Raw genomic sequence first — 7,230 nt, 5'->3', positions numbered from 1 at the left:
GTTGGTTACTGGGATACCGACGTCATTCCCGAAGACTACCGCATGTTCTTCAAATGCTTCTTTGAATTTGGCGGCAAAGTAGAGGTGGAACCAATCTTCTTACCCATCAACGCCGATGCGGCCGAGTCAACGACCTTTTGGAAAACCTTAACCAACCAATACCTTCAGCAGCAGCGGTGGGCTTGGGGAGTTTCCGACGATCCGCTTTTCATAAAATGGTGGTTGACCAGCACCCACCTTCCCTTTTGGAATCGGACGATTCGGGTCGCCAAAGTTCTTATGGACCATTTTTTCTGGCCGGTCAACTGGTTTATTGTTACTCTTGGCGCTAACCTCCCGATTATCTTCAACCCCCGATTTTCCCAAACAGTCCTCGGCCAAATGTTACCTAAGATCTCCTCTTTCATCCTCACCCTTTGTCTTTTCTTCCTCCTTATCATTATTATTGTCGATTCGAAAAGCCGCCCGGAGAGGCCGGAGGGAGTGAGATCTTATAAAATATTTCTCGAGTACTTAGGCTGGCCCCTGCTACCCGTCATTGGATTTTTTCTCGGTGCCTTGCCCGGCATCGACGCTCACACAAGGCTGATGCTGGGTAAGTATCTTGAGTATCGGGTGACGGAGAAAGTTTAATGTTAGAAACAAAAAGGCTGGTCATTATTGAATTCCTTCTCGCCGTTACCCTCGGTTTTTTTTCAATCATCCTGACCCTCATTAAATTCGCACAGTTACCCTTACAAATACCGCTTTGGTACACCCGCAATTGGGGAGAAGATCAACTTGCCAGCAAAACGTTTATATTCGTGATCCCTCTCATCCTCACCGTCATCCTCCTGACTAACGGACTGCTCTTGAGAAAGTGTTTGAAATCTAACGAAACAACACTGGCCAAGGCAATCGGGCTCTCTGCCTTACTGATAAGTCTCCTTCTTTATATCTCCCTCTTCCGCATCGCTGATGTGATGACCGCAAAAACCCCATTACCTTGGTTTTTAGAGCCCCATATCATGATTCCCCTAGGAAGCGCCATGCTTTTGTCTTTCCTCTTAACGCCGCTAACGATTAAATTGGCAAACCGCCTGGGACTTATCGACAATCCTAAAACCCACAAACATCCGGCCATGTTACTCACAAGAGCCGTCCCCCGCGCGGGGACGACGCCAGTGTTGATTTCCATTCTTATTATTTCCCTGGTATTTGTAACACTGAACAGGCAGATCGGGGGTATTTTCTTAGCCGCGTTCGTATCTCTCTCCATCGGACTGATCGATGATAAATACGATTTAAGTCCTTATATACGGTTCGGCAGCCAAATTATCGCGGCCCTCATTGTCATCTACTTCGGATTGCAAATAACCTACATCAATAACCCCACCGGCGGAGTCATCCCCATTACTAACCCTAACTTTAAAATTGATTCCTTAAATCCCATTTACCCTATCGCCCCGCTGGCGATTATCGCCACTCTTCTTTGGATAATTTGGACAATGAATATGCTCTCTTGGAGCAACGGCGTCGACGGGCAGTTCCCCGGAATAGTCGCCGTGGCCGCTATCGTCATCGGCCTCCTCAGTATTAGAGATAGCACTCAAGAAAACACGACTCTCCTCTCTTTCATCACCGCCGGGGCGGTTCTGGGCACCACCCCTTTCACTTGGCACAAATCGCATCTTCTTTACGGATTTGGAGCAACTTCACTGGGCCTTATCTTGGCCTCTCTTTCCATTCTTTCCGGCACAAAGGTGGCGACCTCTCTGCTCGTGCTGATGGTCCCGACGCTTGACGCCATTTTTGCAATCATAAGAAGGGTGAGAAACGGACAGTCTCCCTTTTGGGGAGATCGTGCCCACTTCCACCACAAACTTCTCGATTTGGGATTTTCCCAGTCGAAGATCGCTACATTTTATTGGTTAGTCAGTATCATTTTAGGAACTATCGCCGCTTACTCCTCCGGGTCAGGAAAGCTCCTCGCCATCCTCACCGCCGCCGGAATTTTCAGTTTTCTCCTCATCGTTGTCAATATCAAGGAACACAAGGAAGTAAAGACAGATGAATAAAAATAGCGTAAGAATACAGGCTCTGCTAGAATATTTTTGTGGATTTTAAGGAGAGCAATAACTTTTTTATCTTAATACTGCGGACGGCGCGGCCCCGCCAATGGCTCAAGAATCTATCCCTCTACGCGGCTATACTTTTCGGCGGCAAATTCTTCGATCGCCAATCTTTCTTCACCGTCTCGATTGCTTTCGTAATTTTCTGCGGAATTTCATCAGCCATTTACATCATCAACGACGTCGTCGACGCCTCACACGATCGGGCTCATCCGTTTAAAAAAATCCGGCCGATCGCTTCCGGAAAATTGAACCGGATTGAAGCGACATTAACCGCGATTCTTCTCCTCGCCGTCTTTCTCGCCGGCGCCTCAAAAATAGGGGTTTACTTCTTAGGAATAGCCAGCCTCTACGTCGTCTTACAACTATCTTATTCACTGATCCTTAGAAACATAATTATCGTTGACGCTTTAACGGTTGCCGCCGGCTTTATTCTGAGAGTAATCGCTGGGTCCGTGGCTGTCTTGACATCAATATCATCCTGGTTGATCCTCGCCACTATCGGCATCTCGATGCTTCTCGCCTTCGGCAAAAGGAGGAGCGAAAAAACGCTGCTCGCCGGACAGCCGGCCCGTGAACAGGCAATAAAGGTGCCGACGCGGTTAACCCTATCACACTACCCGGATAATTTATTGGACAGTATGATCTCAATGTCCGCCAGTTTTGTGATTATTACTTACGCCCTCTTCTCCTTCCAAATATCGTCAAAACTCGCCCCCAAATTCATTGGTAATATCCTGCCGCCAACCCTGGCCCAGCCGAAGTGGATGATGCTGAGTATCCCTTTCGTCATTTACGGAGTCGCTCGATACTTGTACGTTATCTATGAAAAAAAAGGTGGGGAATCGCCGGAGAGAGTCCTGCTTTCGGATAAGCCACTACTGATAACGGTCATTGGTTGGTTCCTACTTATTCTCCTCATAATATACGGCGCTTCTGAGGCCGCGAGCTAGCTTAAAAGGACTGGACATCGAAAGACAGGCTAACTCTAAAGGTGGCTGGTCCGGTCTCTTTACCGGTGATTTCTACACTAAACGTTGCCTGCTCGTTAGGGTTTAAGCTCACTTCCTTAAGTATCTTTGAGCCGACCATAAAATAGGCACCAAAATTATCCACTAATAATGACCCATCACTCAGCCTCAGATTAGCAATGGAAAATACCCGGGGGCGCGTCGAGTTGTTATTGACAGTTGATATATTGTGGTAAACCGTTCTCTGCCTCGTGAACGCTAAAACGGAAGCCGTAACTTTATCAGACTGCGGATAATGTTTAACATCAACGACGAGGTTTCTTTGCCTTGAAGCCCCTAATACAAAACCGGAGGGGTTTGGCCGCTTTCCAAACTGGATAAGATTCAAAGGCCAAAAAGAAGCAAAAGACACTAAAGTTAAAAATATAACGAGTAATGATAGATTGCACGATAATTTAAGCATTAATCTCCTCTTCGATGATAACAACAGAACGTTCTTTTCTAAAACTGCTGTGGACATCTCTCTCGAAACAGAGTAAAAAAACGAACCCGCCTAAAACTAAAAATGCCCCGGAAAGAGCAAAAAGGTAGAACGGGGAAAAGTCAAATAACGCTTGAGTGAACAATGAGAGGGTTACCGAGAAAGAAAGAGTTAACCAGACGACGGAGTGTGTGTAGCCTTGCCACAAAGGTACGGTGACGCTTTCCAATCCTAAATTAGCTAGTCTTGCACCCAATATGGGGTTTAAGTTCTCTTGTGTAAATAAATACAAACGCAACAGAACCAGAAATAGAACCGCGAATGTAAATAAGAACAGAATGATATTGGAAAATAGATTAACCTTGTAGAAATCCGAAAAGTTCCGGAAATTAAACCCCGAGAGGCCAATCGAGAGAGGCAGCCTCCAATATAGCGAAAACAAAACGGTACTCGCAAACTTCACGCCAAAAACCAACAGAGATGGTAAAATTGCAGCATCAACTAATTTTAAAATAATTTTTGAAAACATAACTAAATCCTAGTTGTTCGTTACCTAAGTGTCAAAAAAGAGTATGGCTAAATATATTATCTTTGCTTCTATTTTCCTGACCCCTCTGATTTTCAACTTCTCGACACGGGAATTGTTTGAGTTTCCAAAAATGATTGTCATTTACGTTATTAGCCTTATCGCTTTCTCATACATGATGATCTCACACTCTCACGTACAAAAAGGAGGGGAACGATTTTCGATCATGAAACCACTCACGGCGCTTTTAGCCCTTAATGTCCTCTCGACGGTTTTTTCTCTAGATGTTAACACCTCGGTTTTTGGTTACTACACTCGATTTAACGGAGGTCTAATCTCCCTTTTTTCCTATACAATGCTGGCTTATTTCTCATTAACCTTTCTTCTCAAACGGGACGTGGCCGAGTCAGCCTTCTGGTTATCCTTAAGTTCGATGATATCGGGGCTATACGCTATTGCTCAGCATTTGGGCATCGATAAAGATTTCTGGGTTCAGGATAGTCAGGCCAGGGCCTTCTCAACCTTAGGTCAACCCAATTGGCTGGCGGCCTATTTACTCATGACTCTCCCCATCCCGCTCTACTTCCTACTCGTATCTGTGAAACGACCGGCAAGAATATTTTATTTTCTAACCACTCTGATCACCTTCTGCGGAATTTGGTTTACCTACAGCCTCTCGGGATTTTTGGGGCTGATTCTTCTACCAATTCTCATTCTGGTATTCTTCAATAAAACACTTCTCAAAAGAAATTCTAAGGTTATAGTTATTCTCATAACCGCGGCCCTCCTGATCGCAATTAGCCAACCGGGAATTTTCTCCGCCAGATTAAAGTCTGCTTTTAAAATTATTGCCAACCGTCTAACCGTTGTGGCATCAGAGCAGGCGCCCAGCCAGGAACCTTCGCAAATAGATACATCGCTGATCAGATTGGTCGTTTGGAAAGGAGCGGCCAAACTTTTCGCTTCCTCTTTAAAAACGGCTCTCATCGGAACCGGGCCGGAGACCTTCGCTTACGCTTTCTTACCCTTTAGACCATTGGAACTTAACCAGACAACCGAATGGGACTTCCTCTATAATAAGGCCCATAATTACTATCTGGACCTACTCACCGGAACCGGAATACTCGGTGTCATTGGATATTTTTGGTTTGTCTTTGCCGTCATCAAACTCTACAGAAAGGCTTCGGCGAGAGAAAAATTGGCGGCCCCGCTCTTCATCGGCTGGCTAACGCTTCCCGTAACTAACTTTTTTGGCTGGCCCGTGGTGGCCACATCACTGCTCTTTTTCATCTTCCCCGCCCTTTTAGCCGTTTTAGGGTCGGATGATGAAAAAACAACAACTTCCCCACGAAAAAGTTTTGGTGTTAAGCTCGGCGCCCTCGTTCTGTTTGTCGTCACAATCAAGGCGATCTCCAATATTTTCTTGGCGGATACGGATTTTTCGAAAGCCTCATCCTTATCTAAGCAAGGATATTTTTCGCAGGCTAATCTGAAATTTAGCACAGCTGCAGCGAAAAATCCGGTTGAACCAACCTACCACAGGGAGTACGCCTTTAATCTCGTCCAAGAGGCCCTCTCAAGTCCCGACGAGAACGAACAGATCCGCCTGGGGTCGACCGCAATTGTTCAAGCGGAAACGGCTTACCGTCTCAATCCAGTTAACTCCCTCACCCTAAAATCTTTACTGCGCACCTACTACGGATTGGCTAAAATCGACCCAGTTTTTGAAAAAGAGGTTGAGGAATACGCTAAAAGGGTAACGGCTCTAGCTCCCAGCGAACCAAAAACTTTTTATGATTCGGCCTTGATACTTTCCTATCTTGATAAAAATAAGGAAGCCATTCTTTACGCCAAAAAAGCCTTGCTTCTAAAACCGGACTACACGGAGGCTGAGGACTTGCTTGTGAAACTTTCGCCAACAGATAAAACTAAAGAGCGGTGAGAAGTTCTTTAATTTTGTTTTTAACTTCGGCTGACGAAATCAGCTTGTGGTGGAGAAATTTAAAAGTTGAAATATCCGGCAGATTGGTGGAATAAATTAGGTTATCGCCTTCCCGTTTAAGGGTCCGGGTAATATCTGACGATTCCGTAAAAGTCGTGCTACAAGAGGTATCACCGCTGTTGCAGAGAATCCTAGCACTATCCGTAAGGACACTACCATCTCCAAGACTGTTTTGGGTAGTCAGGGCGCGACCGAGTAGTGACTGTTTAACGGAAACGAGAATATCACCCATGATATTGTAGTAGCGAATTTCCTCTGGCGACGGAATTTTTCCGGGGTCAGCGAGGTCTGCGATGATCGGAGAGTCGGATCGTCCTTGATCCAGAATGGAAAAGAAGGAGCTAGAATCACGTCCGGAACTGATGACGTTGAGTTTTTTCAGATCCGGCAGAAAAAGGGCGGCAACTTTTGAGTTAAATTTAGAACTGCTGGGGTTGAAATTATCCTTATTTCGATCCATATCTACAAGCCAACTGCCCTTGTTCACCGCCCCGACGGAGATGAAAGACCTAACTTTATTCTGACTCTTGTTTTTAGAAAGATAATCTTTGACAACAAGATTGCTTAAGCCGAAGGCCACAACATCAACCTTACCGTCCCCACCTTCCTTGATGTAGTCTAAGGAGAGGACCGTCAAGTCATCACTAAATTTCTGACTAAGGCCGCGTAAATCGACAAAGCTCTTATAGCCTGAAGCGTCACTGCCAAAATCGAAGAGTTTCACAAACTTCGAATTGAAATTCTCGCCGGTCAAGAGGGAGCTATAACCATTACTCTCAAAATCTTGAGGAAGACCACCTAAGTCGTGAAGTAAGATGACGGGACGGTAAAGCAGAGTCACGTTACCATAAAGAGTGTGCTGAACACTCACATTGGAGTAATAGTTTTTTATTCTTGAACCATCTTCAAACAGGAACGATTTTCCATTCGGGTAAATATTTTTGCTACCCCAAATGACGATTTCTTTCTCCATCTTACACTCAAGAATCGCCGTGAGAACGGTCTTATCCCGCTTGAGAAGGATCGGCGGAAACTTGAAAAGAAGCTCGTAGCTATAAAGATAATTACCGATGTTCGTCTTATAACCGGGAAAGACAGTCAAGTCCGTAACCGGAGTTAGGCTTTCTTTGACCTTCACG

At 45.4% G+C, this 7,230-nt stretch carries 5 protein-coding genes and 2 pseudogenes (1 of these 7 only partly in view); 4 read left to right on the top strand and 3 right to left on the bottom strand.

What is annotated here, in order from left to right; translation table 11 throughout:
* The 3 genes and pseudogenes from A2048_10320 to A2048_10310 all read left to right on the top strand — a co-directional run bounded on the left by A2048_10320 (position 1) and on the right by A2048_10310 (position 3,064).
* Positions 1-633 (top strand): annotated as a pseudogene (locus A2048_10320) (hypothetical protein).
* Complete coding sequence (locus tag A2048_10315) at positions 633-2,057, top strand: hypothetical protein (protein ID OGP10532.1); 1,425 nt, start codon at positions 633-635, stop codon at positions 2,055-2,057. The pseudogene A2048_10320 and the gene A2048_10315 overlap by 1 nt, the downstream one beginning before the upstream one ends.
* Positions 2,058-2,125: 68 nt before the next feature.
* Positions 2,126-3,064, top strand: a complete 939-nt coding sequence (locus tag A2048_10310; protein OGP10533.1) for a hypothetical protein — start codon at positions 2,126-2,128, stop codon at positions 3,062-3,064.
* Position 3,065: 1 nt separating this feature from the next.
* Here A2048_10310 and A2048_10305 read toward each other — a convergent pair whose 3' ends face one another.
* Positions 3,066-3,545, bottom strand: a complete 480-nt coding sequence (locus A2048_10305; protein OGP10531.1) for a hypothetical protein — start codon at positions 3,543-3,545, stop codon at positions 3,066-3,068.
* Positions 3,538-4,092 (bottom strand): hypothetical protein, encoded by a 555-nt coding sequence (locus tag A2048_10300; GenBank protein OGP10530.1) that lies wholly within the window; start codon positions 4,090-4,092, stop codon positions 3,538-3,540. Before A2048_10300 ends, A2048_10305 begins: the two co-directional genes overlap by 8 nt.
* Before the next feature lie 43 nt (positions 4,093-4,135).
* Here A2048_10300 and A2048_10295 point away from each other — a divergent pair, with 43 nt between their 5' ends.
* On the top strand, positions 4,136-6,031 hold the full coding sequence (locus A2048_10295; GenBank protein ID OGP10529.1) for a hypothetical protein: 1,896 nt from the start codon (positions 4,136-4,138) through the stop codon (positions 6,029-6,031).
* Here A2048_10295 and A2048_10290 read toward each other — a convergent pair.
* Positions 6,018-7,230, bottom strand: a pseudogene (locus tag A2048_10290) (hypothetical protein) (it continues 395 nt past the right edge of the window). The gene A2048_10295 and the pseudogene A2048_10290 overlap by 14 nt on opposite strands.

Source organism: Deltaproteobacteria bacterium GWA2_45_12 (assembly GCA_001797365.1).
GTDB lineage: Bacteria > UBA10199 > UBA10199 > UBA10199 > UBA10199 > UBA10199.
This window is presented reverse-complemented; position numbering and strand designations above follow the sequence as displayed.

Coding starts and splice junctions, on each gene's coding strand:
- A2048_10295 (OGP10529.1), top strand. CDS start 4,136: ATGGCTAAATATATTATCTTTGCTTCTATTTTCCTGACCCCTCTGATT.
- A2048_10305 (OGP10531.1), bottom strand. CDS start 3,545: ATGCTTAAATTATCGTGCAATCTATCATTACTCGTTATATTTTTAACT.
- A2048_10315 (OGP10532.1), top strand. CDS start 633: ATGTTAGAAACAAAAAGGCTGGTCATTATTGAATTCCTTCTCGCCGTT.
- A2048_10300 (OGP10530.1), bottom strand. CDS start 4,092: ATGTTTTCAAAAATTATTTTAAAATTAGTTGATGCTGCAATTTTACCA.